29 protein-coding genes and 7 pseudogenes are annotated in these 26,391 nt (G+C 60.6%); 18 read left to right on the forward strand and 18 right to left on the reverse strand.

Translation table 11 applies throughout. The annotated features are described in order from the left end of the window. Positions 1 to 27 precede the first annotated feature (27 nt). The 8 genes and pseudogenes from ACVWYO_RS21385 to ACVWYO_RS21420 form a co-directional block, all read left to right on the forward strand. Positions 28 to 297 (forward strand): annotated as a pseudogene (locus ACVWYO_RS21385) (tyrosine-type recombinase/integrase); the annotation flags it as partial. A gap of 393 nt (positions 298 to 690) precedes the next feature. Next, a complete protein-coding gene (locus ACVWYO_RS21390) occupies positions 691 to 1,440 on the forward strand; it encodes an enoyl-CoA hydratase/isomerase family protein (RefSeq protein WP_457354280.1) in 750 nt (249 codons plus the stop codon). 222 nt (positions 1,441 to 1,662) lie between these two features. After that, entirely contained in the window at positions 1,663 to 2,685 is a 1,023-nt protein-coding gene (locus tag ACVWYO_RS21395) for an alcohol dehydrogenase catalytic domain-containing protein (protein ID WP_457354282.1), read from the forward strand. 399 nt (positions 2,686 to 3,084) lie between these two features. After that, positions 3,085 to 3,309 carry a transposase gene (locus ACVWYO_RS21400; protein WP_457354284.1) on the forward strand — a complete coding sequence of 75 codons (225 nt, stop codon included), beginning with the start codon at positions 3,085 to 3,087 and terminating at the stop codon, positions 3,307 to 3,309. A 38-nt stretch (positions 3,310 to 3,347) separates the two neighbouring features. After that, entirely contained in the window at positions 3,348 to 3,539 is a 192-nt protein-coding gene (locus ACVWYO_RS21405; RefSeq protein WP_457354286.1) for a hypothetical protein, read from the forward strand. Between the two features lie 177 nt (positions 3,540 to 3,716). Further along, complete coding sequence (locus ACVWYO_RS21410) at positions 3,717 to 4,511, forward strand: alpha/beta fold hydrolase (RefSeq protein ID WP_457354288.1); 795 nt, start codon at positions 3,717 to 3,719, stop codon at positions 4,509 to 4,511. A gap of 67 nt (positions 4,512 to 4,578) precedes the next feature. After that, the gene (gene wrbA / locus ACVWYO_RS21415) at positions 4,579 to 5,214 is read left to right on the forward strand and encodes an NAD(P)H:quinone oxidoreductase (protein WP_457354290.1); all 636 of its coding nucleotides are present in this window, start codon (positions 4,579 to 4,581) and stop codon (positions 5,212 to 5,214) included. Positions 5,215 to 5,347: 133 nt separating this feature from the next. Beyond that, positions 5,348 to 6,106 (forward strand): sensor histidine kinase, encoded by a 759-nt coding sequence (locus ACVWYO_RS21420; protein ID WP_457354292.1) that lies wholly within the window; start codon positions 5,348 to 5,350, stop codon positions 6,104 to 6,106. Positions 6,107 to 6,147: 41 nt separating this feature from the next. Here ACVWYO_RS21420 and ACVWYO_RS21425 read toward each other — a convergent pair whose 3' ends face one another. From ACVWYO_RS21425 to ACVWYO_RS21440, 4 genes are all read right to left on the reverse strand, one after another. Continuing rightward, positions 6,148 to 6,672, reverse strand: a complete 525-nt coding sequence (locus ACVWYO_RS21425) for a cytochrome P460 family protein (protein ID WP_457354293.1) — start codon at positions 6,670 to 6,672, stop codon at positions 6,148 to 6,150. Between the two features lie 89 nt (positions 6,673 to 6,761). Then, positions 6,762 to 7,517, reverse strand: a complete 756-nt coding sequence (locus ACVWYO_RS21430; protein ID WP_457354295.1) for an SDR family NAD(P)-dependent oxidoreductase — start codon at positions 7,515 to 7,517, stop codon at positions 6,762 to 6,764. 130 nt (positions 7,518 to 7,647) lie between these two features. Continuing rightward, complete coding sequence (locus ACVWYO_RS21435) at positions 7,648 to 8,253, reverse strand: response regulator (protein WP_457354296.1); 606 nt, start codon at positions 8,251 to 8,253, stop codon at positions 7,648 to 7,650. Positions 8,254 to 8,295: 42 nt separating this feature from the next. Beyond that, the gene (locus ACVWYO_RS21440; RefSeq protein ID WP_457354297.1) at positions 8,296 to 11,247 is read right to left on the reverse strand and encodes a triple tyrosine motif-containing protein; all 2,952 of its coding nucleotides are present in this window, start codon (positions 11,245 to 11,247) and stop codon (positions 8,296 to 8,298) included. A 344-nt stretch (positions 11,248 to 11,591) separates the two neighbouring features. Between ACVWYO_RS21440 and ACVWYO_RS21445 the strand changes: the two genes are divergently transcribed. Then, the gene (locus ACVWYO_RS21445) at positions 11,592 to 12,188 is read left to right on the forward strand and encodes a winged helix-turn-helix domain-containing protein (RefSeq protein ID WP_457354298.1); all 597 of its coding nucleotides are present in this window, start codon (positions 11,592 to 11,594) and stop codon (positions 12,186 to 12,188) included. A 346-nt stretch (positions 12,189 to 12,534) separates the two neighbouring features. Here ACVWYO_RS21445 and ACVWYO_RS21450 read toward each other — a convergent pair whose 3' ends face one another. After that, entirely contained in the window at positions 12,535 to 12,909 is a 375-nt protein-coding gene (locus ACVWYO_RS21450; protein ID WP_457355094.1) for a transposase, read from the reverse strand. After that, entirely contained in the window at positions 12,828 to 13,034 is a 207-nt protein-coding gene (locus ACVWYO_RS21455) for a hypothetical protein (protein ID WP_457354300.1), read from the reverse strand. Before ACVWYO_RS21455 ends, ACVWYO_RS21450 begins: the two co-directional genes overlap by 82 nt. Positions 13,035 to 13,124: 90 nt before the next feature. On the opposite strand from ACVWYO_RS21455, the pseudogene ACVWYO_RS21460 reads away from it, so the two are divergent. Continuing rightward, positions 13,125 to 14,320 (forward strand): annotated as a pseudogene (locus ACVWYO_RS21460) (IS256 family transposase). A 50-nt stretch (positions 14,321 to 14,370) separates the two neighbouring features. Here ACVWYO_RS21460 and ACVWYO_RS21465 read toward each other — a convergent pair. From ACVWYO_RS21465 to ACVWYO_RS21490, 6 genes are all read right to left on the reverse strand, one after another. Beyond that, the gene (locus ACVWYO_RS21465; protein ID WP_457354302.1) at positions 14,371 to 15,081 is read right to left on the reverse strand and encodes an IS630 family transposase; all 711 of its coding nucleotides are present in this window, start codon (positions 15,079 to 15,081) and stop codon (positions 14,371 to 14,373) included. Positions 15,082 to 15,410: 329 nt separating this feature from the next. After that, positions 15,411 to 16,109, reverse strand: coding sequence for a dienelactone hydrolase family protein (locus tag ACVWYO_RS21470; protein ID WP_457354304.1), 699 nt, complete (start codon positions 16,107 to 16,109; stop codon positions 15,411 to 15,413). Between the two features lie 69 nt (positions 16,110 to 16,178). After that, a complete protein-coding gene (locus ACVWYO_RS21475) occupies positions 16,179 to 17,000 on the reverse strand; it encodes an alpha/beta fold hydrolase (protein ID WP_457354305.1) in 822 nt (273 codons plus the stop codon). A gap of 37 nt (positions 17,001 to 17,037) precedes the next feature. After that, positions 17,038 to 17,409, reverse strand: coding sequence for a DUF6130 family protein (locus tag ACVWYO_RS21480; RefSeq protein ID WP_457354307.1), 372 nt, complete (start codon positions 17,407 to 17,409; stop codon positions 17,038 to 17,040). A gap of 391 nt (positions 17,410 to 17,800) precedes the next feature. Continuing rightward, the gene (locus ACVWYO_RS21485) at positions 17,801 to 17,977 is read right to left on the reverse strand and encodes a hypothetical protein (protein ID WP_457354309.1); all 177 of its coding nucleotides are present in this window, start codon (positions 17,975 to 17,977) and stop codon (positions 17,801 to 17,803) included. Between the two features lie 158 nt (positions 17,978 to 18,135). Continuing rightward, positions 18,136 to 18,300, reverse strand: coding sequence for a helix-turn-helix domain-containing protein (locus ACVWYO_RS21490; protein ID WP_457354311.1), 165 nt, complete (start codon positions 18,298 to 18,300; stop codon positions 18,136 to 18,138). 497 nt (positions 18,301 to 18,797) lie between these two features. On the opposite strand from ACVWYO_RS21490, the pseudogene ACVWYO_RS21495 reads away from it, so the two are divergent. The 5 genes and pseudogenes from ACVWYO_RS21495 to ACVWYO_RS21515 all read left to right on the forward strand — a co-directional run. Then, positions 18,798 to 19,100 (forward strand): annotated as a pseudogene (locus tag ACVWYO_RS21495) (transposase domain-containing protein); the annotation flags it as partial. Further along, positions 19,100 to 19,345 carry a hypothetical protein gene (locus ACVWYO_RS21500; RefSeq protein ID WP_457354313.1) on the forward strand — a complete coding sequence of 82 codons (246 nt, stop codon included), beginning with the start codon at positions 19,100 to 19,102 and terminating at the stop codon, positions 19,343 to 19,345. The pseudogene ACVWYO_RS21495 and the gene ACVWYO_RS21500, both read left to right, overlap by 1 nt. Before the next feature lie 208 nt (positions 19,346 to 19,553). Beyond that, positions 19,554 to 19,946 (forward strand): tautomerase family protein, encoded by a 393-nt coding sequence (locus tag ACVWYO_RS21505; RefSeq protein WP_457354315.1) that lies wholly within the window; start codon positions 19,554 to 19,556, stop codon positions 19,944 to 19,946. Between the two features lie 214 nt (positions 19,947 to 20,160). Next, on the forward strand, positions 20,161 to 20,511 hold the full coding sequence (locus ACVWYO_RS21510; protein WP_457354317.1) for a carboxymuconolactone decarboxylase family protein: 351 nt from the start codon (positions 20,161 to 20,163) through the stop codon (positions 20,509 to 20,511). An 82-nt stretch (positions 20,512 to 20,593) separates the two neighbouring features. Beyond that, positions 20,594 to 21,076 carry a nuclear transport factor 2 family protein gene (locus tag ACVWYO_RS21515; protein WP_457354318.1) on the forward strand — a complete coding sequence of 161 codons (483 nt, stop codon included), beginning with the start codon at positions 20,594 to 20,596 and terminating at the stop codon, positions 21,074 to 21,076. Positions 21,077 to 21,288: 212 nt separating this feature from the next. On the opposite strand, the pseudogene ACVWYO_RS21520 reads toward ACVWYO_RS21515, so the two are convergent. Beyond that, positions 21,289 to 21,916, reverse strand: a pseudogene (locus ACVWYO_RS21520) (IS630 family transposase); the annotation flags it as partial. A gap of 51 nt (positions 21,917 to 21,967) precedes the next feature. On the opposite strand from ACVWYO_RS21520, the pseudogene ACVWYO_RS21525 reads away from it, so the two are divergent. From ACVWYO_RS21525 to ACVWYO_RS21535, 3 genes and pseudogenes are all read left to right on the forward strand, one after another. Beyond that, a pseudogene (locus ACVWYO_RS21525) lies at positions 21,968 to 22,732 on the forward strand (IS256 family transposase); the annotation flags it as partial. A gap of 76 nt (positions 22,733 to 22,808) precedes the next feature. Then, positions 22,809 to 23,027 (forward strand): annotated as a pseudogene (locus ACVWYO_RS21530) (IS110 family transposase); the annotation flags it as partial. A 68-nt stretch (positions 23,028 to 23,095) separates the two neighbouring features. Further along, complete coding sequence (locus ACVWYO_RS21535; protein WP_457355145.1) at positions 23,096 to 23,539, forward strand: hypothetical protein; 444 nt, start codon at positions 23,096 to 23,098, stop codon at positions 23,537 to 23,539. 15 nt (positions 23,540 to 23,554) lie between these two features. On the opposite strand, the pseudogene ACVWYO_RS21540 reads toward ACVWYO_RS21535, so the two are convergent. The 5 genes and pseudogenes from ACVWYO_RS21540 to ACVWYO_RS21560 form a co-directional block, all read right to left on the reverse strand. Then, a pseudogene (locus ACVWYO_RS21540) lies at positions 23,555 to 23,761 on the reverse strand (IS630 family transposase); the annotation flags it as partial. Positions 23,762 to 24,006: 245 nt separating this feature from the next. Beyond that, positions 24,007 to 24,372: a nuclear transport factor 2 family protein gene (locus tag ACVWYO_RS21545; protein WP_457354320.1), complete on the reverse strand. Its 366-nt coding sequence runs from the start codon at positions 24,370 to 24,372 to the stop codon at positions 24,007 to 24,009. 14 nt (positions 24,373 to 24,386) lie between these two features. After that, the gene (locus ACVWYO_RS21550; protein ID WP_457354322.1) at positions 24,387 to 24,845 is read right to left on the reverse strand and encodes a nuclear transport factor 2 family protein; all 459 of its coding nucleotides are present in this window, start codon (positions 24,843 to 24,845) and stop codon (positions 24,387 to 24,389) included. 31 nt (positions 24,846 to 24,876) lie between these two features. Next, positions 24,877 to 25,734, reverse strand: a complete 858-nt coding sequence (locus ACVWYO_RS21555) for an SDR family NAD(P)-dependent oxidoreductase (protein WP_457354324.1) — start codon at positions 25,732 to 25,734, stop codon at positions 24,877 to 24,879. A 79-nt stretch (positions 25,735 to 25,813) separates the two neighbouring features. After that, on the reverse strand, positions 25,814 to 26,344 hold the full coding sequence (locus ACVWYO_RS21560) for a nuclear transport factor 2 family protein (RefSeq protein ID WP_457354326.1): 531 nt from the start codon (positions 26,342 to 26,344) through the stop codon (positions 25,814 to 25,816). Positions 26,345 to 26,391 lie beyond the last annotated feature (47 nt).

The raw sequence follows: 26,391 nt of genomic DNA on the forward strand, positions 1-26,391 counted from the left end.
ATCAAGGCTTTTGTTCGCGCAACCGGCTATGCGCGCGCGGCCGGCGAACTTTTAGACTGGTGCGATGCACAAGGCGTGGCGTCGATCAAAGGCGTTCAGCCGATGCATATCGCGGCGTGAGTGGAGCAGGTTGGGCGCGAGGTGAGCGTGCCGACCGTCAAGCAGCGCCTTGCCGGCGTACGGCATATGTTCGACTGGCTGGTTACGGGCCAGATCGTTCCAACAAATCCGGCTGCACCGGTACGGGGCCCATCGCATAGCGTTAGGCGCGGCAAGACGCCGGTGCTGGCTGTGGATCGGCGCCCAAAGCGAGACCCCGCTCCGAGCGAGGCAGCTAGCCCAGCGTCCGCGCCGCTGACGCCAGCGTCTCTCCGCCCCGCACCAACCGCACTGCTTCCTGTTTGAACTCAAGCGTGTAGCGCGCCCTCACTCCGTCCTTCATGCAAATATCCCTCTGCTGATCGATTCCTATCAGCCAAGGGAGACGTCAGGCAGGGGCAAGTTCAGATCCGTGGCAAACCGCGCTAAAGCGGGCCGTCGACTAGCACATGACTAAAAAGCCGGATTCGTTACATCCTTTTCCGGATGATTTGCGAGATCTTATAATATCTCACTTGTCGAAGTAGCAATTGAAGAAGAACAGCTAGGCGCTCGGAAACGCCGCTCGCGGTATATAAATCGGAGGTTTTTATGCCTGTCGTAAATTTCTCGTCGTCCGGCGAAGTTGGCAGCATTACAATCGATAATGGCGCCTATAATTTGATCGACCAGGCGTTTGTAAGCGATCTAGCCCAAGCAGCGGCGGATGCAGGCGATAGCGACGCGAGGGTGGTGACCCTTCGTGCGACTGGCTCGGATTTTTGCGGCGGGGGTCATCCGGATCTCTTTGCCAACAAGGATAAGGCACAGATCCGCGCGCTCATTCGAACGATCAATCAGACGTACGAAACCATAGAGCGACTGCCCGTTCCCACCATTGCTGTTGTGCAAGGTAGGGCGATGGGAGGAGGGTTCGAGCTCGCACTGCGGTGCGATTTTCTGATCGCCGCCGACGATGCGCAATTCCGTTTTCTGGAGGCCGATTACGGCGTTCTGCCCCTAGCGGGAGGAGCCCAGCGCCTCGCGGCGCGAATTGGTATAGCTGCCGCCAGCAGATCCGTCCTGCTCTCTGAAACCATCCCTGCATCCGATCTGGCAAAGCTTGGCGTTCTGACAGTTGCAGACCGCAATTCTTTGGGGCAACAGGCCGACGCGCTTTCTGTGCGACTGGGGCACGGACCCACTCAAGCGTATGCCGGTACAAAGCGCATCCTGGCGGCGTGGGCGCGGGGCGGTCTCGATGCTGCCGACGAGGTGATGATCGACCTGGCCAGCAGGCTCTTCGAAACGCAGGATGTATCAATCGCCGCGAGCGGCTCAACAGATTTTCTCGGCCGGTAGCGCTGCCGTTAGCCGCCTTTGGCGGCAGGGCAATAGTGTCAGCTGAGCCTATCTCTTGGCCATCATGATCGTCGAACTTGGGGCCAAAATGCACTTCGTCTCGGGCATAGAAGGTATCGCTATAGCCGGCATGAGGCATGAGAGCCGGTCATCCAATACTTCCGGCATCTTGTCGCGCGTCAAAATTCTTCTCATTTCACAATTAAAGCAAAGGAGATCGGAATGTCCGCACCCACGTTTGAGCGGGGTCGTCGTATTGTCCACTACCGATATGGAGATCCTCATACCGTCCTAAAAGTCGAAGAGGATGTTCGTACAAGGTCGCTGGAAGAAGGTGAGGTTTTAGTCCGCGTCGTGCGCAGCATGATCCATCCCGGCGACCTGCAGCTTGTGGCCGCCAAGTATTCTGACCCGACCGAGCTCATGCCGGACGCAAGCGTTCCGGGGCTTGAAGCGGCCGGGGTAATCGTTGATGCCGCGCCAGGAGCGCTTCAGGGCGTTGGACTGGTAGTTGGTGCACGGGTAGCGTTCTTTGCGCCGGGTGCGTGGCAAACCTACGCGGTTGTGCCGGCTAACGCGTTGGTCGCGTTGCCCGATGAACTGACCTACGAGCTCGCGACTCAGGTCCTCATCAACACGATCATTGCGCGCCACGTGTTGCGGACGGCGCTGAGTGGGCTTCCCGCAAAGCCGCGCCATATCGTTCAAACCGGAGCGTCATCGGCGGTCGGCATGCTTTTGACGGTACTTGCACTGAAGGAGGGAATAGCGCCGATCCGTCTTGTCCGATCTTCGAGAAGCGCGGCGCGGCTTATTGATAAACTTCCCGGCGGGCAGATCATCGACACCGGCTTATCCGGTTGGCAATCTCAAGTGCGCGATGCATCGGACAACCACATTCCGCTAGTGCTGGATGGAGTCGGCGGCGCGATGGTTGGGGAGATTGGAAGCCTCCTTGCAATGCACGGCCGCATGGTTTCCTACGGGCTGCTGGGAGACGCGCCGGCGGATCTAACTCTGTTTTCGGCTAAGGGGCTTTCTCTTGTGGGTGTGACGATTGGCACATGGGCACAAGACACGACGCCTGAAGATCAGGTCGCGGACCAGCAGACTGCAATCGACATCGGTCTCCAGATGCCAGAATTGTTCGCCGACCACAGCATCTTCAATGCGGATGCGCTTGGCGACGCCATCTCCGCGGTAGGTGCGGCAACGAAGACAGGCAACGTCCTATTGGCGTTCTGATGGATGCGTGGCGTCCGAGGAACATGACAGCCAGACCTGTAGCGCGCGCGTCTTCTGCGCGACATCAGGCCCGAGAGTTCATCCGTCGCCCCCCGGGGTGTGGATCCGATGCGGACTGGTGTGGATCGGCGTCCAAAGCGGGGTCCCTGCAGTGTTGCCGGTAAGGCCTTGGAAGATTTGTGATAAATAGGGTCAAGCGGGATCCCGAGCGGCGCTTATTTAGCGATAGAATGCCAACGTAAATCGCGCCAAATCAGTGTGGTATTGAAACTGGATAGGTCCTACTTTTTGGACGCTGACCTGCTCATCAGAAGTAATATAACGCCATTGGTAAGTTAGCTCGTCAGATGGAGACGAGTGATGCGGCGAAGCCGATTTACTGAAGATTAGATCATAGGTGTGCTGCGCGAGCATGAGGCGGGCGTGAAGACGTCCGATCTGTGCTGGAAGCACGGGATCAGCGCTGCGACCTTTTACAACTGGAAGTCGAAGTACGGCGGGCTGACGGTGTCCGACGCGGCACGGTTGCGAGCGTTGGAAGACGAGAACCGGCGGCTGAAAAAGCTGCTGGCGGAGTCGATGCTGGACGTGTCGGCACTGAAGGATCTGCTGGGAAAAAACTGACCCGGTCTGCAGAGCGCTACACTGCGGTGAGGAAGCTGATGGCCGATCACGGCTTCTCTGAGCGTCGCGCCTGCAGGCTGATCGGGGTCAACCGGTCGGCATGGCAATATGAGCCGCTTCGCGGGAAGGACGATGCTGTCCGCGAGCGGATGCGTGAGATCGCGAACGAGCGTCGCCGGTTCGGCTATCGGCGCCTGGCGATCCTGCTCAGCCAGAGGGTAAGGGCATGAACCTGAAGAGGGTCTATCGGCTATATCCGGGACGCATCGCTCCCAGCACTTCCCGACGCGATATGCCATTGGCTCACATGCTCTAACGAGACCTTGCCAGCCTTCGCATCCATATCGGGGAGGCCGACGCTGAACGTCAGTTCCGGCGCCCAGCTTCACCGATTGAAGGAATGACCGATGCGCTTCTGCCTTATGACAACGTCCTTTATCGCCGCGCTCGCGATGGCATCGACCGGCCCTGCGGTGGCACGCGAGCAAGCCCCTGCACCAAAGCCCACTATCGTGCTTGTTCATGGAGCCTTTGCGGGGGCCTCGAGCTGGAACGGCGTGATCACTGATCTCAAGCGCGACGGTTATCCGGTCATCGCTGCGGCCAATCCGCTACGCAGCGTGAAGGGCGATGCCAATTATATCGCGACGCTCGTCAAGAGCGTCAAAGGGCCGGTCGTGCTGGTCGGCCATTCCTATGGCGGCGAAGTCATTTCGGTCGCCGCCGCCGATGTGCACAACGTGAAGGCGCTGGTGTTCATCGCAGGCTATGCGCCCGAAGTCGGTGAAAGTGGCGTGTCGCTCAGCACCCGGTTCCCCACCGGCACGCTAGGCGAAACGCTTGCGCCGCCGGTGCTGCTGTCGGACGGCACACACGACCTGTATATCGATCAGGCGCGCTACTGGAAGCAATTCGCCGCCGACGTGCCGCAGGCAGACGCCGTTCCCATGGCGGTCAATCAGCGTCCCGTGACGCAAGAGGCGCTGGGCGAACCCGTCGCTGCGTTTTCTTGGGCCAGTGTGCCGTCCTGGTTCATGTGGGGGTCACTCGATCGCAACATCCCGGCGGCGCTGCACGCCTTCATGGCCAAGCGGGCCAAGGCTCGCGAGGCGGTGCAAGTCGCCGGTGCCTCGCACGTCGTGATGATCTCGCATCCGCACGAAGTCGCCAAGATGATCGAGCGCGCCGCCGAGGAACGCTGACGAGTGGTGCTGGCCCCGCATCCGAGGCCAGCGTGCTTGTTGACTCCCCGTTACCGGAGGATTTGCGATGTCTGAACATGTCACCCCACGGGTTCTCGTGGTATTCTACTCCCGCACCGGCGTCACCGAAGCGCTGGCCAATGATGTGGCGCTCGGTGCCCTGGAGACGGGCGCGGATGTTCGCTTGCGTCGCGCCCGCGAATTTGTCGCCGACGACGTTATGGCGCGCTCGCCGGGCTGGCGCGAGGCCGCTGAAGCAATGAACAAGCGCTATGAGGCACCCAGCGAGGCCGATGCGGTATGGGCGGATGCAATCATCTTTGGATCGCCGAGCCGCTTCGGCGCGCCGGCCGCCGAGCTCAAGGCGTACATCGACAGCCTCGGTGGACTGTGGTTCCAAGGCCGCCTCAACGGCAAGGCCGCATCGGCCTTCGCATCGTCGTCCACCACGCACGGAGGCAACGAGACGACGATTCTGTCGCTCTACGCGCCGGCCGCGCATCTCGGCATGATCATCGTGCCGACCGGCTATGCCGACCCTATCCTGTTCGAGGCGGGAACGCCCTATGGCGCGTCGTCAGTATCCTCCAACACCGCGAAGGCCCCGTCACCCACCGACCTTGCCGTTGCCCGTTTCCAAGGCGCGCGGGTCACCCAGGTTGCCGCTGCGCTCCGCGACATGAATGATGGCAGACAGGCATAGGCGGCGCCCTCGTCATCTGAACCAGTTGGAGCCCCAGCGGCACCCCCTAGCTTCAGCTAATGTAATCTAATTCGCGGACCCCGACCCAGCGGGATAGCCAGTAATTATTTCCAAGCGATCGGCGAGAACAGAGATGAGCGAACGGGCCGAAATCAGCGCGCAGCCTTCAAGCGCGCACGCGCGGCGCGAAGACCGTGGCGCGACCGCGAAAACGGCCCACGATCTGTGCAATCAGCTCCAGGTGATCGAGAGCGCGCTCAACCTTATTCACCGAGCGATCCACGCAGATGCCTCGAGCGCGCTTAACGAAGTCTTTGGCTTCGCACGATTGGCATTAGATCGCGCCGGCCGCCTGAGCCGAAGGCTCGTCGATACGACCCCGGAGCGCACCGATACCACGTGCCGGGTGTCGATCGCAGAGCGGCTGGCCGCTCTGCCCGAGCTAGCGCTGCTGGCATCCGCTTCGAACATCCTGATCGATTACCGTGTGCATGATGACGTGCCGGACGTGCTGTGCGATCCCGACGCGCTTGCCGACGCGATCCTGAACATTGTCGTCAACGCACGCCGGGCGATGCCGGGCGGCGGCCGCATCCTGATCACCGCCGTGCGGGAGATCGACGCACTCGAAGGCCTGCCGCTAGCCGTCCTGCGGATCGCCGATACCGGTTGCGGTATGTCGCCCGAAATCGCAGCCCGGGCTTTCGAGCCGAAGTTCACGACGCGCGCGGCCGGCGAGGGTTCGGGGCTCGGCTTGGCCATGGTGGCCGAGTTCGCGCGGGCGGCCGGCGGCGTGGCGGAGCTCGAAAGCAAGCTGTGCGTCGGCACCGTCATCACGCTTCGCTTGCCCAGCGTTATGAAACCCGTCCTTGACGTGCGCCGATATCAGTAAGATGGATTCGGTCGAATGCTGACATGGCATTGCCACGTCGATCAGCGGGCATAGGACGTAAAGATGAAATCGTCGGCGGCCGGCAATCGGGCGTGGCAAGCAAAGCAAGTCTTGATGAGCGCAGCGTCGGGATTGGCGTTGCCATTTTCGAACTGGCCATAGCCCCACCCGCCCGTTGCGGCATATTTCCGATTGTCCTTGGCCACGATCTGTACGTTGGTCGGATCGCCGGCGATGAAGGACTGGGGTTTGCCGAAGATCGCGTCGTTGCGCGCCGACGGGACCAGTTTCCACGCGACGCGCGCGATGATCGCGCCGTCGGGAAACGGCCTGTGTCCGCTACGAAAGCCCTTCATGGCTATGTCGTTGCCGAGAATGACCCGGATATCATTGAGACCGTCCGCTTCGTGCGCGACGCCGGCGACCTGCCACAGGCGATACCCCGCAGGAATGCTTACGCCGTAAACGGGCGACGCAATGGTCGGCGCGCGCGATCCCGCAATCGCCACAGCGCCACAGAACAAAGCCGCTGCTGCTGCGGCCGACCGAGCATGGATGTTTACCATCATTCACTCTCCACCGTGTCCTTAGCTTCCCATTTCGATGGTAATGGGCGCCCGGCTGCGGGGGGCGAACACAGCCGGGCACCCGCGGGTCAGACTTGCGCCGTCCCGCCATCCGCGAACAGCTCGGAGCCGTTCACGAAGCTTGCATCGTCTGAGGCGAGGAAGAGCGCAACCTTGGCAATTTCCTCGGCTTCACCTACCCGGCCCAGCGGGATGAAGGTGGCGAAATGATCGAGCAAATCCTGCTGACGCGCGGCGTCGTCGCCGGCCAGCCCGATCAGCCCGGGCGTGCGCACCGGGCCCGGGCTCACCACGTTCACACGGATGCCGGTCCCTTTCAAATCGACCGCCCAGCTGCGCGCCAGGTTGCGGACGGCGGCCTTCGATGCAGAATAAACGCTGAACGCCGCCGTGCCCCTGGACCCGGCAGTCGAGCCGGTCAGGATGATCGAGCCGCCTTTCCCCATCAGCGGCAGCGCCTTCTGCACGGTGAAAATCACGCCCTTGACGTTGCGGCCAAACGTGTCGTCGACCTGCTCCTCGGTGATCTCGCCGAGCGGCAGCAAACCGCCGCCACCAGCGTTGGCGAACAGGATGTCGATCCGGCCCGCTTCCTTGCGCACCTTATCGTAGAGCAGGTCGAGTTCATCGAGATTGGCGGAGTCGGTCTGGACGCCGATTGCGCCGCGACCGATCTCCTTGGCTGCTTGGTCGAGCACGCCCTGCCGGCGCCCGGTGATGAAGACTGTAGCGCCTTCGTCGGCGAAAACCTTAGCGCTAGCCAGGCCGATGCCGCTTGACGCCCCGGTGATAACGGCGACTTTGCCCCTGAGACGATCGTGCATGCTCAATTTCCTATGGTTTGGCGCTGTCGATGCGCGCGCCGCTACGCGTGATGTAGGGTTGCCGCACCGCCTGCCGAAGGTAGCTGTCGTTAGAAGCCATATGATAACGCGAGCGCCGCACGGCACTCAGTCAGCGGAGCTGGATCGCCCCGCGTCGCAGCGCCACCGTGACCGCATGGGTCCGGTCGTTGACGTCGAGTTTTGCAAAGATGCTGCGTAGATGCGCCTTCACCGTATCGTCGGAGATCGACAGCTCCCACGCGATCACCTTGTTCGATTTGCCTTGCGCGACGAGTTGCAGGACGCTGACTTCGCGCTGTGTCAGCACATCGTCGGCCGAGTGGAGCGCTATCTCTTGCGCGATGTCGGGGGGCAGGTAGCGTCTTCCGGCATGGACCGCGCGGATTGCGTCCAGCAGTTCGCGCCGTAGCGTGCTTTTCAGCAAGTAGCTCGCCGCGCCCGCCTTCAGCGCCTGTACCGCCTGGACGTCGCCAGCATAAGTCGTAAGTACGATGATCCGGGCCATAGGGGCAATGGCGCGGATCCGAATGATTGCTTCCAGCCCATTCATGACTGGCATCTGGAGGTCGATAAGCGTTATGTCAGGTTTTGCCGCCTCGAAGGCAGTGATTGCCTCCGCCCCATCTGCTGCCTCGGCAACCACCGTCATATCCGGCTCGTGCTCAAGCATCGTCGCCACGCCATCGCGCAGCGCGGGATGGTCATCAACCGTCATGACACGGATAAGGCGGGGTTGCGGCAAAGTAGACATAATGAGCTATTCCCTAGACCGAGAAACGGAATAGGCCAATCGCCCAGGCACTGTGACGTAAATCTCGGTCCCGGCTCCCGGGAGACTGAGAAGGGTGAACTTTCCGCACGCCCGTGTTGCGCGCTCCCGCATGCCGACCAAGCCGAAATGGCCGGGAAGCGCCCCGGCGGCGGCCACCTCTTCCATTAAACCCCGACCGTTGTCCCTGACGGCCAGTTGCAATTGTCGATCATAAAGCAGCACAACATCAATTCGCTTGCAGCCCGAATGTTGAACGGCGTTGCGAATGGCCTCCACGGCGATCCACAACAATTCCTCGCGGGCCAGCGGAATCAGCGGCCGGGCTTGGCCCTCCACTGTGACTGAAATGGGGACTATTGGGTCGCCTCCCAGCTTTGCTGCAGCCTCCGCAATCTCGACTGCAAGATCTGCGTCGTCTCGCGTCCCGCGGAGGCCGCTCACGCGGCTGCGACCTTCGGTCAGGACGCTCTCCGCATCCTCGAGTGCTTCTACGATTGACCCTTTCAACGCGCTGTCTGACGGCATCCGATTGGCGACCGATTGAAAACGCAGACCTAACTCCTGAAACCCCTGCAGAAGCGTATCGTGCAGCTCCCGGGCGATCCGCTCGCGCTCTGATAGCTGGGTCTCCAGCCGATCGCGCACGCGTGACGTCAATTGGCGCGCGCGCAGCGAATAAGCGGTCCATAGCAGCAGCAGGCAAGCCGCGCTACAAAGGGCAAGAAAATATGCTGATTGAAAAAAGGTGGGCCGGACGGTCAACACCAAAGTTGCGCCGGTCCGGTTCCAGATGCCGTCCTCGTTTGCGGCGATAACGCGAAAACGGTAATTTCCAGGACGAAGGTTAGAGTAATAGGCGCGCCGCACGGACCCCGAGTCGATCCAGCGATCCTCTACGCCCTCAAGTCGATACCGAACGCGAACGCGCTCAGGTATGGCCAAACTCAGTGCGTTAAAATCGATCGCGATTCTCCGCGTTCCAGGTTTTGCGACGAACGTTTTCGGATCGCGGTGGGCTATTCCATCGGCGTTAAGCATGGTGATGACGACGGGCGGCGGGAGCAGATTGCGGGGCAACCGCAACGGATCGATCCATACCGTACCAGAGGTGGTGGCGAACCACAGTCGACCGTCGCCCCCGCGGACCGCATCGCGCTTGCCATAGATATGTGCGATCCCGGCCAGCCCGTCACGAAAATCATAGGTGATCGCGCGCGGCAGATAGCCGGGCCGGTCGAACGCGCGGTCGAGATCGGAGGTCGCGAAGCGGCTGATTCCGGAACGCGAAACTATCCAAGTATCACCTTGGGGCGTCCTCACCACGCCGGTTGTGTGGTCAACTGCGGGCTGACGGCTTCCGCTTAGAAAGTTGATGCGACCTTCACGCCAGCGGGCAAGCCCGAAACCGCCTCCCAAAAAGATTGCATCGGGCTCTTCTTGGATAGTACGGAGTTGGCGTAGAGCGGCAGCCCGAGCCAGCACGGTGTCGGTGAAGCGCGGTGGATCAAAAGTTCGCAGAGACTGACTAGATATATACGTTAAAAGCTTGCCATTGCGCAGCGTGACGATTGGCATAGCACCGCCAGTCTGGTCGTCCTGCGTCACGCTGTGAAGACGCCATTCGTCATTCACCCGTTGATAAAGTCCTTCGCCTGCCGTCAGAAATAGCGTGCCGTCCCTGCCGACCGCGCAATCGATGATCGCCTGCCGCGTCGCGGGTTTTCCAATCTCCCCCGCGATGCTCCCACGGAACCGAACGATAGAACGCTGCATGATCATCCAGATCGTTCCGTCAGGGGCTTGGCACATCGCCTCTGTATCCCCGGCGCCGGCGAGTATTCGTTCCGGCTTCCGGCGGGGCCTTGCCCGAAAGACGCCGTCATCTTGGCCAAAGAACACGTCGCCATTCGCAGCCGCGAGCAGCACGTCCCCCCACTGTGGAACCTTTACCAGCGTAGGTTCGGTAACGATCGACACCTTTCGGAAGCGGTCCAGCCCTAACTTTGTAGCAACCCAGATGACACCTTCGCGATCTTCAAAGACGGTCTTAGACGAATCCGATGTTAGCGATGCGAGGGCGTCCAACCGATCGACTTTCGCAGCCGCAGCCGCCGCGGTCCGCTCACCCCGCGGGTCCGGCAATCGGATTTTGAAAACACCGCTGTCCGAGCTGCCCCACAGATTGCCGTCGCGGTCGAAAATCGCCCTGCGACCGCGCTGGCCAGCGGGTACGGGGTAGGGATTGGCCGTCGATGATGCCGCGTTGATCACTTTAGCACTGACCTGATCGTCAAGCCAAATATTGCCGCCTCGATCTTCCGACAATGCCCCATTGCCAACTGGCTGAACTGTACTTTGTTGAAACCGGTGTGATCCGGGGGGCAGAAAGTACACGGCCTTCGAGGCGCTGAACCACAATGTTCCATCACGCGCGACAAGAAGCCCGAAGCCCTGTTGGGCGGGTAGCCCCGATTCTGGCCCGACATCTACCCAGCGCCCATTTGTAAAGCGCACCAGCGGCTTTTCGCTTCGGCCGAGTAAACCCCAGATTGCGCCGTCGCGCGTCTGGATCAGTTGCTGGACGTTTTGTGTTGGGTTGAGCAATCCCGCATCGCGCAGGCAACCTCCCACGTATCGCGCAATGCCGCCTTCAGCATAGCCAACCCAGATGCTCCCGTCGCGGGCGACCATTAATGCGGTCACCCAGCGCCGATCGCCAATCTGTTTTTGCGGAAGGATCTTCTCGAAGCTTATTCCGTCAAAGCGGAACAAGCCGTCGCGCGCTCCGATCCAGAGAAAACCACTCTGGTCTTGCGCCAGGACACTGATCGGTGCGGGCGAGCCGTCATCGACCGTCCATCGCGTATGCTTGTATTGAGAGATTGAAAGAGCGGGATCCAGTGACATCGCGGGCGTGGCGCAGGACAGCGCGACCATGGTCAGAACCGCAGTCAGGATCCGCCCACCCAGCATCACGCCCCTTTTCGCCCGCCTTCGTCACCACATTGTATAAGATGTCGCCATGGTGTCGCTTAGCCCCCCCGAACGGGCTATCGAAATATACCACAACCGGTGTTGGATTGCACCTATACCTGCCCACTCACATCACTGCGGAAAGAAAAGGTATGTCTTTTTAAAAACTTATGCCTAGCCGCCCCTTAGCGACTTGAACATCTTGCGATAAGGAGCACCCACGAAAGTGTAAGCGCGACGTCCTCCCGCCGGACTTTCCACGCTTCACCTCTTCGGCCATCTTTAGCTTCACAGGTAGGAGAAGGCAGATGGATCAGGCAGTGATCGAAAGCGACGTCCTCGACGGGGTAACTTCAACAGAGCGGCATGGCGATGAGCCGACATGCGTGTCGGAGAGTAAATTGATATGCTTTGGCAACTATTCGGTTTGTCCTGGCGCCCGTGCTCTCAAACTCGGCGGGTCGGAAGTGGTGCTTGGCAGCCGGGCCTTCGATCTTTTGGTCGTCCTGCTCCGTTCGCGTGGAAGACTCGTCACCAAGGACGAGATTGTCCGCGAAGTTTGGCCCTCCATCTTCGTCGACGAGAGTAACTTACGGTTCCAAATGGGCGTGTTGCGCAAGGCACTTGGGGCCGAACGCGATCGCATCAAGACCATTCCGGGCCGCGGCTATATCTTCGTGGAGGACGAGCGCGCGCCGCCGAACCCGGTCGCACCACAAACAGCGCCGGTTTTGGTGTCAAGTGCCCCAGCGAAAAGCTTCATCCTGATCGTCGAGCCGAATGCGGACGACCGCAACGCGATGACCGCGCTGCTGCGCGCGCTGAAGGTCAGCGTCCTGAGCTTTAAGTCGGTCGAGGAATTGGCGGCCTTCACCGTCGGCCCGATGCGGTTGGCAGCAGCTTAATATCTCCCGACTTGCTGTACAGCATTCCGACATTGCCAATTTAGAGGAACCGGAGATGACCGAATACAATACGACCCTTTTTTTCTGATCGTTGCGCAATATCGTCTCGATCCGGTCGACACCAAAGCCTTTAAGGCGATTACCGCGCTGATGGCGAGGGGTGAGCGGCGGCGGCCGGGTAATCTCTACCTCAACGTTACCCAAACGTTGCGAACCCCAACTTTTTTCACCTCACCAAAAGCCGGGTCAGCTAGGCGGCATTCGATGAACATCTCTACAGCATTGAGTTCCAATCCGTGCTCGCAGACACACTGGCTCTGCGGACCATCGAGCGACCGGGCGCGATCTACTTCGTAGCCGGTGCGCAAAGCGCTCGACATGCCATCCCAATGGCAAGCGTTACAAAGGCCCCGAACATATGCGACACGATCATCACACTGCTGCGGCAGAATCTGCATAATACCCTTTCCACGAAAGACTGACCGGTCATAGATAGCCGTAGCAACCGAAGCTTGGACGCGTCCCGTTTCGGCAGCAGGGCATTCCAGGCGTCGCAGCATGCATCGACGATGGCGTCGACGGTGGCGAACAGGCGGTGGCTGAGGAAGCGCTCGCGTAGATACAGCCAGACCCGCTCGATCAGATTGAGTTCGGGGCTGTAGGACGGCAGGTGCAGCGGCGTGATGGTTCGGGCCAGGTGAGTTTGGCGGCGATGTCCCAGCCGGCGCGATCCATGACGAGCACGGCATGGCGGTCGCCGGGCAACTGGCTCGCGAGTTCGTCGATCAGCGCCTGCATGGCTGGCACGGTTGCCTCGGGCAGGACGAGCGAGAGGTAGTGCCCCACGGGGTGGTGTAGGAACGGCGCCCAGATAGGGTAGCCATCGCCGATCTTCGGTAGGGTTCGGATGCGAACTCGAACCTGGAGAAGACGACGATGAATGATGCCAAGATGGCTTTGCTCGAGCTGGTCGAGCAAGAGGCGGATGCGGATCTGGTGCGCGGGATGCTGGGGTTTGCCGCGGAGCGCATGATGGACATCGAGATTGAGGCGAATACGGGCGCGCCTGCAGGCACCCGCTCAGCCGATCGCCTGAACCACCGCAATGGCTACCGCGAGCGCGACTGGGACACGCGTGCCGGGCGGATCGAGCTGGCGATCCCCGCTTACTGAAGGGCAGTTATTTCCCGAGCTTCCTGGAGCCGCGTCGTACTGCGGAGAAGGCTTTGGTGGCGGTGATCCAAGAGGCGTATATCCAAGGGATTTCGACGCGCTCGGTCGACAATTTGGTGAAGGCGATGGGCGGGACCGGCGTCTCAAAGAGCCAGGTCAGCCGGCTGATCATCGAGATCGACGAGCGCGTGAACGCCTTCCTCAACCGCCCGATTGAAGGCCAATGGCCGTATCTGTGGATCGACGCCACGTACCTGAAGGAGCGCGAGGGCGGCCGGATCGTCTCGACCGCGGTGATAGTGGCGGTCGGCGTCAACACGCTCGGCAAGCGCGAAGTCCTCGGCGTCGCGAGCGGTCCGTCGGAGGCGGAACCCTTCTGGAAGAGCTTCTTGCGCTCGCTCGCCGATCGCGGACTGCGCGGGGTGAAGCTCGTCATCTCCGACGATCACAAAGGGCTGCGCAGCGCCGCAGGCAAGGTATTCCATGTGACGCAGCAACGCTGTCGGGTGCATTGGATGCGCAATCCGCTGGCCCATGTCGGCCCCGAGCAGCGTCCCGCCGTCGTTGCCTTGCTCAAGACCATCTTCGCCCAGGAGAGCGCCGAGGCCGCCCACGAGCAGTGGCACCATGTCGCCGATGCCCTGCGTGAACGATACGAAAAGCTCGCCATCATGATGGACGGCTCACGCGAGGAGGTGCTCGCCTGCATGGCGTTCCCCAAGGAGCACTGAGCGCAGATCTCGTCCACCAACCCGCTCGAGCGCGTCAACAAGGAGATCAAGCGCAGGGCCGATGTCATCGGTATCTTCCCCAACACCGCCGCGGTCATCCGCCTCGTCGGCGCGCTCATGCTCGAGCAGAACGATGAGTGGTCGGTATCGCGCCGTTACATGACGCTGGAAACGATCGGCGCGTTGAGCGATAACTCAAGCATCAGCCTGCCAGCACTGGCAGCCTGACATCCTTGGCCTGACCGAGGATCGGTGTTCCTACACCACCCCCAGGGGCACTACCCGAGCGAGACACCGGTATCGCGCTCCGGGCAGATTGCGCCTAAGATCCAGGCTGCATCGTGGCGCATGGCGCGGAGGCCGCGTGGGCGGACGCCGCGATCGTACCAGACGCGTCCGGTACGGCCGATTTGGCCGACGCGGGCCTCATCCTGGAACCATAGCTCCACGGTAAAGCCGTTCGCGCATTCACGCTCGATCGCTTCAGCTCGGCCGGGAGACTTTTTAAAACGCTCACGTGCCTTCGGGTCGGCCTTGGGGTGGCTGGGTCGGGTCTTTTGATACGACAAGCCCATCGTCTGCATGAGTGGGTGCGCGCCTGAGATGCTATAGTTCACACCCGTCCACTCCTCGATCGAGGCTGCGACATCGACGATCCGCAACGCGGGTTTCGCATCGCCGGACCGGCTGGCCGCCTGCAGGATCGCGGCCTTCACCACCGCCAATTGCCCATCGTCCACCGCCGTCGGCCGGCCTGCACCCCAGCGATCGCCAAGACCCGGCACACCGCACTCGTTATACCGGATCACCCAGTCGCGTAGCGTCTGCCGCTCCATGCCCGCCAGCCTGGCTGCCGTCGCGCGGTTCATGCCATCGAGGGCGTTGGCGATCGTTAACATCCGCCGCCCAACCCGCGCATCGCATTCGCGCCGCGCCAGCCGCCGCAACTCCTCAGCCGTCAGGTCATTCCAGATCGTCAGCATCGGCATGGTCACCTCCATGCCGACCTATGAATCACTACTTTAACCCGTTGAAAACCACCAACGAGTCAGAGCTTCTCGGAACCGGTATAACGTGTTCGGCGACGGCGACGGCGACGCAGCCCGCCGTAAAGCGGTGGTCGATCAGATTTTTGCTGAAAATGCCATGCCCGCAGAGTTGCACGCCTCCGCAGGTCGGATCCAGTGGGTTTAGGGCCAGTGACAGGATCGCCGGTCTATGCCGGAACTGACTTCATCGTGGTGCGCGATGGCCAAACCACTGGCGTTTACCTATTCTTCAATCCCCTGCCCGACTGATGTAACGGCATGCGGTGCTGTTACCGTCGAAGCATCGCGGCGAGGAAAGACCATGTCCGTTGGTTCGCCAGCGCCGCAGCCTTTGCATCGAAATGCGCGCCATTATGTCGCGAAAACGCATGGTGGCATCCTTCATAGGTGAAGACCTGGACATTAGCGTGCGTGACCAATGCGGCGGCGATTGCCGTCCGCGCATTTTCCGGCATGAATTCATCCTCGGCGGCAAGATGCAGGAGCATCGGAGCGGTGATCGCGGTAGCCTCGCCCAAATATTTCTCGGTATCCGCACCGTGATATGCGACGGCGGCGTCAACATGCGTCCGCGCCGCCGCGAGGAAGGTCATAAGGCCGCCCAGGCAATAGCCGAGAACCCCGACCTTGCCCGACGACCCAGTCAGCGTCGCGGCGGCACGCACCACGGCAGCGACATCCGCCACGCCGAGATCTCGGTCATAGGCTTGATACAAAGCGAGACCTGTCTGCCAGTCGGCTTCCGACCGGACGTCCAGATCAACTCCGGGGCGCTGTCGCCAGAACAGGTCCGGGCAAATCGCGAGGAAGCCTTGCGCGGCCAGCGTATCGCAGGTTTCGCGCATGTCCGCGTTCACGCCAAACACTTCGTGCAGCACCACCACCGCCGGGGCGGACGCGGCGGTGGGAACGGCACGATATGCGGCGAAATCGCCGTCCGGCGTCGCGATCGAAATCTGATTATCCATGGTCGGTCCTTTGCATCGCCGCTACCAATGCCGCGCCGCCAACTATGGCCCGGCGACGCGGCAGCCAGTTCAGCCCTTTAGAAATTTAAGCAAATCGGCGTTGAAGCGGTCGCGATGCGTGACCATTAAGCCGTGCGGCGCGCCGGGATAGACCTTCAGCACCGATCCCGCGACGAGACCGACCGTCAACCGGCCGGCATCATCGATCGGCACGATCTGATCGTCGTCGCCGTGGATGATCAGCGTCGGCACGTCGAACTTCGCAAGGTCGTCGTAGAACACGTCTTCGGAAAACTGCTTGATGCAGTCATATGATCCCTTCAGCCCTGCCTGCATAGATTGCAGCCAGAACGCGTCCTTGATGCCTTGCGTCACAGTCGATCCGGGCCGGTTTGCGCTGTAGAAGAATTCGGCGAGGTCCTGGTAATATTGCGATCGATCGGTCGCGACGCCCGTGCGGATGTCGTCGAACACGCCGATCGGCAGGCCGCCCGGGTTGCGCTCGGTCTTGAGCATCGTCGGCGGAATGGCCGAGACCAACACCGCCGCCTTGACCCGCTCTGTGCCGTGCCGGCCAATATAGCGGGTGACTTCACCGCCGCCGGTCGAGTGGCCGACATGGGTCACGTCGTGCAGGTCGAGCGCCTGCACCACCGCCACCATGTCGTCGGCATAGGTGTCCATGTCGTTCCCGTCCCAGGTCTGGCTCGAACGACCATGACCACGACGATCATGTGCGATCGCACGGTAGCCGTGCGACGCCAGTGTGAAGAGCTGGTCCTCCCACGCGTCGGCATTGAGCGGCCAGCCGTGCGAAAACATCACGACCGGGCCACGGCCCCAATCCTTGTAGAAAATCTCGGCGCCGTCTTTGGTTGTCACGATCGGCATAGTTCTTCCTTCTCTCTTGGAATGGGGTTAGCGTTGACTAAGTGGCGGCCCAGTTCGGCACACTGAAGCGAATGCACTGGCGGTCGATCACCCGGTGTGTGAGATCAGCCGGTTCGACAAGCAGCTGATGCTCGCTCGGCGGAAGGTCAACCACGACGATGTTTTCGCCACTGGCATGGATCAAGTGCCAGGGCGCACCATCAACAGTCACATGGACGTGGCCGATCCGCGGCGATACAGCGAGCGCGCCCGTGCCGAACACCGACACGATCCGCACATGCTCGGTGCGGTACTGCAGGAAGACGCGCCCCTCGGCGAGCGGCCGGGCGAGCGGCGGATCGACGATCAACCGGCGCGGCGGCTCGTCATCTATCGCGACAAGCGGCGATGGCATGGTTTCGCTGTTCATACCGAAACTGACCCATGCAAATCGCTACGACGCATCACTTCGCGCGGCGTGGTTCGCCGCAACGCGGCGCCGCTCCGCGAGCAGAAGGCTACACCACTGCTCATCGTCCACTCCATGCAGGGCATGATCGCTGGTGCCGGTGGCGGCGCGGTGATCGCGCTATAGGCGGTCGATGCGATCCCAAGGAAGCCGACGGTCAGAAGGCCGGTCACACCGACTAAGGCTCTCCTGCGGGATGCCGCAGGGAATACTAGGGGGACGACTTTCACGAGAACCTCCATCGACGATCCGGCGTCCGGTTTGTCGCTTGGAGAGTATGCCCGCTCCTGCCGCGGCGACAGGAAGATGCCACTAGCGGTCGTGAGTTACTGCGAGGGTTTTGATGCGCGCTTCAAGCTTCGCGTTTGACGGTCGACCCGTCATAGATTTGCGCGATTGCCGAGCCGAGTGCCCTTTCGAACGCCGCATCGTCCATCCGGTGGTCAGCGACCTGTTCCGCTAGCGCGAACTGCTGCTCGACGATCGCGGCAATCCCACCAGGGTCGTACCGGTTCACGACCGATCGCATCTTGGTTCCGAAAACGCCGTCCGAGCATGCGCGAACGAGCATATCTGCAAGCCCGTCGACCGGCTACATCAGACGGACGCCGTCGGCTTCGGGTTTGAGCCCCTTATCGATCTCAGGAACGGCACGATGTCGCGACTGCGCAGATAGGACGGGACGTCTCATTCGACGAGGGCGGCGGCAGTGACCCCGAGCGCGGGGGCAATCTTCTCGACCACAGTAATAGTCGGGTTGCGGGCGCCGCGTTCACCATCGCTGATGGAGGTGCGAGGGATCCCAGCGTTGTGCGCGGAGGCTTCTTGGCTCAGCCCTTTTTCATCGCGCAAGCGGCGAAGATTCCGACCGAGGCGCTGGCGTATATCCACGTCTGCCTAAAAGCGCGCCTGTCGGCGATCAATCTGCAGACATGAGAGACAATTCGGTTGACTGCACAGGAACGTGGAGCCTGATCCCGTCACTGATAGTCGACAGAGAGATTTCGATGGCACAGCACAGTATCGGCCTGACGCGAAGTATGTGCCGAATGTCTGCGACGCCAGGCGTACCGCACCGCACCGCGCCTTTCCTCCCGTCCGCGCCACCGTCAGCCTTGCAGACCAAGGTGCGCTCGTCGCGGCCGCGGTCGGATGCTATCCCGGATCTGATCCAAGTGCGTCGGCTATGAGGCCCACCGCCTTGAAGAACAGGCCTCAATTCACGGGCAATGCCGGGCTAAATTATACCGCCTGGCAGCTATCGCGGCGAGGCTGGCACGTCACGCCGCCAATCCGCAATGCGCGGGGTTCCGACATGTTCGTGACGGATGATGCCGAGAAGGTGAAGTTTCACGACGTTCCTCGCCGACGGTCGAATCTGCGTGACGAACAACGCGGCCGAACGAGAACTGCGCAGCGTCGCCCGCGGCAGGAAAGCCTGGTTGTTCGTCGGCTCGGACCGCGGCGGTGAGCGGGCAGTGATGATGTTCAGCCTGATCGGCACCGCCAGGCTCAATGGCGTCGATCCGCTTGCCTGGCTCACCGATGTGCTGGCCCGCATCGCCGATCTGCCGCAGGCCCGGCTTCACGAGCGGCTGCCGTGGGAATGGGCACGCCGGCGCAAAGCGCCGCTCCTCAAAGAGGCCGCCTGATGACTGATCCCCACCCCGAACTGATCGAATCCCCACTTAACCGGTCAATCGAGCAAAGCTGCAGGCGACTGAAGGTTGACATCGTCCGACTGGCTACTGACCCAGAATGGTCCCTCGAAGTGGTCAACGATCACAACACGTCTATCGTGTGGGATGACCAGTTCGATACCGATCGCGACGCTGATGCCGCCTTCCGAAGCGCGCTCGCCGAAGACGGCTTCGAGGCCTTTCTCCACAAAGACTGAAGCGTGAACCCTGGGCCCAAGGTACCAACCCGCGGCCTCTATCGGATGGGTACGTTGGCCACGTAACTCCGCTCTCCATAACTCACAAAATCTCGAGGGGCCTAACGGGCGCTTTCCCAGCCGTTATATATCTTACCGAGGATCGGCGCGCCTTAGCGTCGAAGACAGGAGGCCGAAAGGCGGCTCCATCAACCGAAAGGATAGTTAAATGCCCGTCGTTCGTATTAGCCTAGCCAGAGGTAAGCCTCCGGAATATTTAGCAGCTGTTTCGGCGAGTATCTACGAAGCGATGAGAGAATCCTACGTTCTTGCTAAGGGCGATCTCTTTCATATCTTTGAGGAGCTTGATGCGGGTGCCTTTATTTACGATCGTGAATATGTCGTCCGGGAGCAGCGCACCGATGATTTCATGATCATTCAAATCGTCTCAGACGGTCGCAGGAACGTCGAGAAGACAGCAGCGATAAAGGCAATCTGCGACCGGCTCGGTGCCTCACCGGGAGTGAAGCCCCAAGACATCGCAATTGTCCTGAGCACGAGCAGCACCCTCGAAGACTTCTCGCTCGGCTATGGAGAATCTGCCGCCGCTCCTCTCGTTTAAAATTCTATTTTCGGGACGTGCTACCCCGTGTCGACTTAGATCCTGGGCGTGGCACGCAGGCTGCGCTCGGGATTTGACGATAGACCACGTTGTTAGAATGCGGTCTCCAAGCTTGGTGCCGCCTCGCTGGTACCTAAAGGCAAACCTCTTTGCGTGTCGCCATAAATTTCCCCTCCCGCCCGCGAAAGGGCACAATCTTGAAAGGCACTTGATAATGTCCATGCTCGACTGGAACGCGTACCGCGAACAGGTCATCGCAGGCGTCGGGGAGCTTGCCAAACTTAGTCCCGATACCGTGCGCGGCTACGGCACGCTGAGTGCCGCCGGCGCTAAGACCGGTCAACTCGATGCCAAGACACGCGAGCTGATTGCACTCGCTGTCGCGGTCACTCTTCGCTGCGACGGGTGCATCACGAGCCACGTCGACGCAGTGATCAAGCTTGGCGCCACGCGCGACGAAGTCGCCGAAGCGTTGGGCGTCGCGGTCGCCATCAACGCAGGTGCCGCGATCATCTATTCAACCCGCACGCTGGATGCGTTTGCGGTCTATCCGAACACCGTGTAATCTCATTGGTTGCGGCGGAGCGGGTGCTACCGGCTGGGCGGTGGGCGAGGCCGACGGCATCCAGTAGGTCGGAAGTTATCTGATGGTACCGTTCCCAATCGTTTACAAATACGGCGATGTTGTGCCGCAAGGCAATCGCCATATCAGGCGGATCGAAGAGCACATGAGCGACAACTTGCGTATCGCGCGGCGATTTCTTGAGGGCATGGGGAAGGGGCTGCCCGCCAACGAAATTGGCAATCTGTTCGATGAGCGTCTCTCATTTGAGATACAGGGTGATCCGGGTGCGTTCCCGTGGATAGGGACGAAAAAGGGCCGGAAGGCCTTCGAGGAATTTATCGTCGACCTCCGCTTACTCACGGAACCGGTAACTTTCGAAGTTGAGGACCTCCTAGAAAGTTCTCATCGCGTCGGTATCGTCGGGGCCCTCATGACCCGCGTAAAAGCGACTGAAAAGGTGATATCATCACAATTCGCTATATTCCTAACAATTGAAGATGGATTGATCGCTCGATTTCAGATGTTTGAGGACAGCTTTGCGGTCTCGAATATGACAAAACCTTGACCCACGACGTGGCCTTCCGTTCCAAATATTCGTGTACTGCTGCGGGCCGGCTTTCCGGCGATCGGGTACATGAGCCCTGCGACGGTCGCACCGGCGAACGCACCTTAGCGCGTGTATCCCGACTGCGGCGGCGCGATGCGTCGCGCGACGCAACGATCGCGCGCGTCGGGCCGCGAGCCCCGCGCGGCCAGCCTTATACCAAATCCCGTTGATCATGACGCATGTGCCCATTTGCGTGTGCCGATGGACATGATGCGCCAGGGTTGATCGACGAGGCGGTTCCAGGCGAAGCAGTAGTGGTCGAGGATATCGTCGTAGGATCGGAAGATCCGGTTCGAGAGCCAGTTGTCGCGCATGAACTGCCAAGACGTTTTCGACCGGGTTCAGCTCTGGGCATTTGATGGCAGCGGCAACAGCGTGATGTTGGGCGGTACGACGAGCGCTTCAGAGCCATGCCATCCGGCTTGGTCGAGCAGCAGCACGGCATGCGCGCCAGGCGCAACGGTAGCGGCGATCTCGGCGAGGTGAAGCGTCATGCCCTCGGTGTTGCAGCGGGGGAGGATGAGCCCGGCGGCCCTCCCCTCAGCCGGGCAGATCGCGCCATAGATGTAGGCCGACTTCGTCCGCTGATCCTTGGGCGCCGAGGGCGCGTGCCACGCCTCGCCCAGCGGCGCGTGATGCCGTTTTTCTGGCTGATCCGCGCCTCGTCCTGCCACCAAATCTCTACGGACGTGCCGCTTGGGAGCGACGCGCGGATCGCTGCCGACTGGGCAGGGAAGACTTTTTAAAAGCGGGTATCGCGTTATTATCCTGAGCATGGTGACGCGGCCGTGCCGGGAGTGTCAGGATTTCGTGTGTGGGCGGTCATAATGGGTAAAAAGGAGTCCCAATATGCCTCGACGCAAAGAACCTGCGATTTCCAACGAGCTTCTCGACCAGTTGCTGGCGGGCGGTGATGCCAGTGCTGCATTTGATCAGGGCGGCCTGCTCGACTCTCTGAAGAAGGCGCTCACGGAGCGCGCCTTGAACGCGGAGATGGATCACCACCTCTCCGGCGAGGACGGCGCGGGCAACAGCCGCAACGGTTACGGTCGGAAGACCGTGATGACCGACACCGGCAAGATGGCGATCGACGTGCCGCGCGACCGTCAGGCAAGCTTCGACCCGCAACTGATCGCCAAGTATCAGCGGCGCTTTCCCGAGTTCGATGAGAAGATCGTGTCGATGTACGCGCGCGGCATGAGCACTCGCGAGATTATCGGGCATTTGCACGATCTGTACGGCATCGACGTGTCGCCGGACCTGATCAGCACGGTGACTGACGCCGTACTCGACGAGGTCGCGACCTGGCAGCAGCGGCCGCTCGATCCGGTTTACCCGTTGGTCTTCTTCGACGCGATCCGGGTAAAAATCCGCGATGAAGGCATGGTCCGCAACAAGGCGATCCACATCGCGCTCGGTGTTCGTGCCGACGGCGCGAAAGAGGTGCTCGGCTTGTGGCTCGAGCAGAACGAAGGCGCCAAGTTCTGGCTCCGGGTGATGAACGAGCTCAGGAACCGCGGCGTCGAAGATGTCCTGCTCGCCGTCGTCGACGGCCTCAAAGGCTTCCCTGAGGCGATCACCGCCGTGTTCCCTGAAACGATCGTCCAAACCTGTTGGGGTGGACGGCCTCCAAACGGCATCGCGATGTGCCAGTATGAGGTTGTTGCAAAACCCAAGAAGGAGACCATCCGTGGAAGATCTTATCCGAGTTGGCGTCGACACGTCAAAGCACGTTTATCAACTGCATGGCGTCAATGCTGCCGAGCAGCCTGTCCTGCGGAAAAAGCTTCGCCGTACCGAGATGATGGCTTTCTTCGAGAAGTTGCCGCCAACAGCGATCGCCATTGAAGCCTGTGGTGCGTCGCATCACCTGGCGAGGCTGCTGACCTCGTATGGCCACGAGGTAAGGCGCTCGAGATCACATCAGGGATCGCCTTGTGGTACAGGCCGGGCACCCCGGTGTTGCCGGTCCGGTGGGTGCTGGTTCGCGACCCCGAAGCGAAGCGCGATCCGCAAGCCTTCTTCAGTACCGACATCGCCATCGAGCCCGCCGACATCATCGCCCTGTACGTCCGTCGATGGCAGATCGAGGTCACGTTCGCGGAAACGCGCGCGCATCTGGGCGTCGAGACCCAGCGCCAATGGGCCGACAAGGCTATCGCTCGAACCACGCCGGCACTTCTCGGATTCTATAGCCTCATATCGCTGTGGGCTTGTGATCTTCTCACCAGCACGAGCGCGCCTTACGCCGCCGCGTGGTATCGAAAAAGCAGCCTCACATTCAGCGACGCCCTTGGCGCCGTCCGGCTTCAGCTCTGGGTCGGCGACATTCATTCGAATTCCCCGCCGCACCGAGAACCACAGATAATCCCCCCGTCTCGCCTCGTCCGCATGGCCAACGCACTATGCTTCGCCACCTAATCGTACAAAGCCGAGCTCAGGCCCTGTCGCACTGAACTTTACCACCCAGTCCCGCACGATCTGAACCGTCACGCCCCCGAGCCGCGCGGCCTCCGTCCGGCTCGCCCCCTCATAGATCGACGCCAACGCGAGCAAGCGCCGCGCCTGGGCACCATCTTTCGATTTACCGGCAGCGGCCCGTACCATGACAGCGTCGAAATCGGTGCGAAGCGCGATCGGCATGGTAAACTCCTGTCCGTTTGCCATGTTGAATCAAACCAAGCCGTCAGGGGCAACCCCCTTCCGAGTCTCGGTCATCGGATCTTGGTATAAGCTGGGACTTGTCGGACGCACTCGACGCGGTCGCACACGCCGGCGACAAGCGCTCACGCAAAGACCTGTGTTAGGAAACCCCCGCCGAGGGTCTCGACCCCTTACTCGCAGACATCCATAACGAAAGCGTTGCAACGACAGGTTGATCCTGCCCTCTATGCTTCGGGATCAGCCATGAATGTGTATAGCGACCGGATCCGTCCGTGAGAGATCAGCGCTATATCCATGCCCTTGGCCACAATTTGTCCATCCGGAGGACCAAAAGCCCAGGTTAGCCGCTCCATATTTTGGATAACGTCAGGACCATCGATCGCGGTAAACAAAAAACCTGGCGCCCCGTTGAGCAGGTCTTGCACCTTCTCGCTTAGCGCCGCCTGTCCCCGGACCTCACTATCGGCTTCGTAAAACACGCAATCTTGAGCATACAGCGCTGCGATCGCCGTGGCGCGCAGCGCCGGGTCGCGATTGCCGAACACGGACATCAGGTTACGGTCGAGAAGCGTTCTCTTGGCCTTGGGCATCGACTTCCTTTCGATCAAAACATCTCGTGTGGGTTGGCGCGCGGAATATTCAGCCCGACCCACGGCGCTGAATTTTCCGGGGTGCCGACGATCTGAAGCGCGTCCCAATGCTCGACGACCCTGCCATCGTCGTCGAATCGATAAATGTCGACACCCGCGACTCCGGTGTCGTCAGGATCGTCGTCGAACAGGTTCACGAAATTGACGTGCGCCCAGACGTAATTCTCGACTGCGATAATCCGATAGATCTCAACGCGTGCGTTGTTACGCTCGCTGGTAATCTTGCCAAAATACGCACCTAACGCCTTTGCGCCATCAGGAATCAACGGATTGTGCTGAATATAGTCGGGAGCCAAGTGGCTCGCGGTTGCCAGCGCCGATTGCTTGTCGTTGATCATGGTTTGATAGAGTTCCAGCGCGAGGTTCTTATTGCGGACTGCGCGAGTGTCATCGGGATTAACTAAGACGATCACTGGAAAATTCCTTCGCATCGTTAAAATAAGGTCAGGCCAAGCCGGCGAGCTTCAGGCGGAACGAGTCCTGTTCGGCAGACGTCATCTCTCTAGCGGCACGCAGTATCTCTTCCGCGTCGCCGCCGACCCCTGATATGCTCGGTGCCGGCTGCTGCTCAGCGAGCTCGATGACGCGGCGCGCAGCCACATCAGCCGCGGTACCGGAGTCCTGCATCGCGTTAAGCTTGCAGGTAAACGCTCCGAAATCTTCGCCGTAGAATGTCAATTGTTCGGGGGTCATGCTGCCCGCAGCCGCGGCGAGCGCCGCGGCAGTTTTAGCCGGGCCGCCCGTTTTCATATTTCCAGCAACCGCAATTACGACATCGATCCCGAACTTTCGCAGTTCGGCGCGCAACGCGATCGAGAGGACTTCCATGGCCGCTTTGGAGGCGCCGGATGGGCCGTTGAACGGCAGTGGGACGGTCGCGGTCCAAGTGCTGACCTGGACGATGCGGCCGCGCGCCGCGCGCAACGCCGGCAGAAAGGAGATCATCACTGATAGCGCGCCGAACAGATTAACGTCGAACTCATGTCGGACAGCTTCGAGCGTTAGGACTTCGAGCGGACCCGGGGTCAATATTCCGGCATTGCTGATCAACAGGTTCAGCCCGCTTGCTCCGACCGTGGAGGTGACGTCAGCAGCCCATCTCTTGACTGCCGTGGCATCCGTGATGTCGCATAAGGTCAGCGTTACGCGTCCGCCCGAAGCGTCGTGCAGTTCGCGCACTTCGGAGTACGATATGGCGGTGCCAAAGACGGCGTAGCCCTTGGCTGCTAGGCCGAGCGCAACATCACGCCCGAGGCCGGCGCCGGCACCGCTCACTGCAGCGGTTCTCTTTATAGTCGACATTGCAGGTCTCCACCGGAAACGGTTTCAGATACTGCGTGATTGATCAGGGATCTGATATCGGAATGAGCACATCCACCACTCAGCGGATTTCCTGGTAACAGTGAAACGAGACGACCTTGCCGTCATTCAGCAGGAATACGTCGCAGCACGGGGCGTGTACGACCTTGCCCGTTGGCGGCACAAAACCAATGCCAGGAATTTCAAGCGGCCCCGTGTTGGTCCCGTTCAGCGACAGCTCGACGATTACTCGATCGCCGACTGTATAGATATCGATTAACTCGCGATGCATGTCAGGCATTGCAGTCGCATATATCTGCACAGATCTAGCTAGTTCTTCCGTTCCGCGGTACGTATACCCGCTGCCCTCATCAATAAAGACGCCATCCTTGGCAAACAGCGCGGCGAATTTGTCACCATCCTTAACCTCGGCAATCTGATAAAGATTGCGGATTATTTTCTCGTTGTCGCTTTCTAATATCGACTGCGTCGGCTTGGTTGCGGCGTCGGTCATAAGAATATCCTTGCTAATAAAGCCGGTAGCTTGGCCCATTCGAATTACATCGAACAGGTTCCACGAACCGTGCTTTTTGTTTTGATCGCTGCGGACCATCAGGGACCTGGTTCCTACGAAGATCCTGTGCCGATTTAAAAGGAGTT

Source organism: Sphingomonas sp. UYP23 (genome assembly GCF_054059235.1).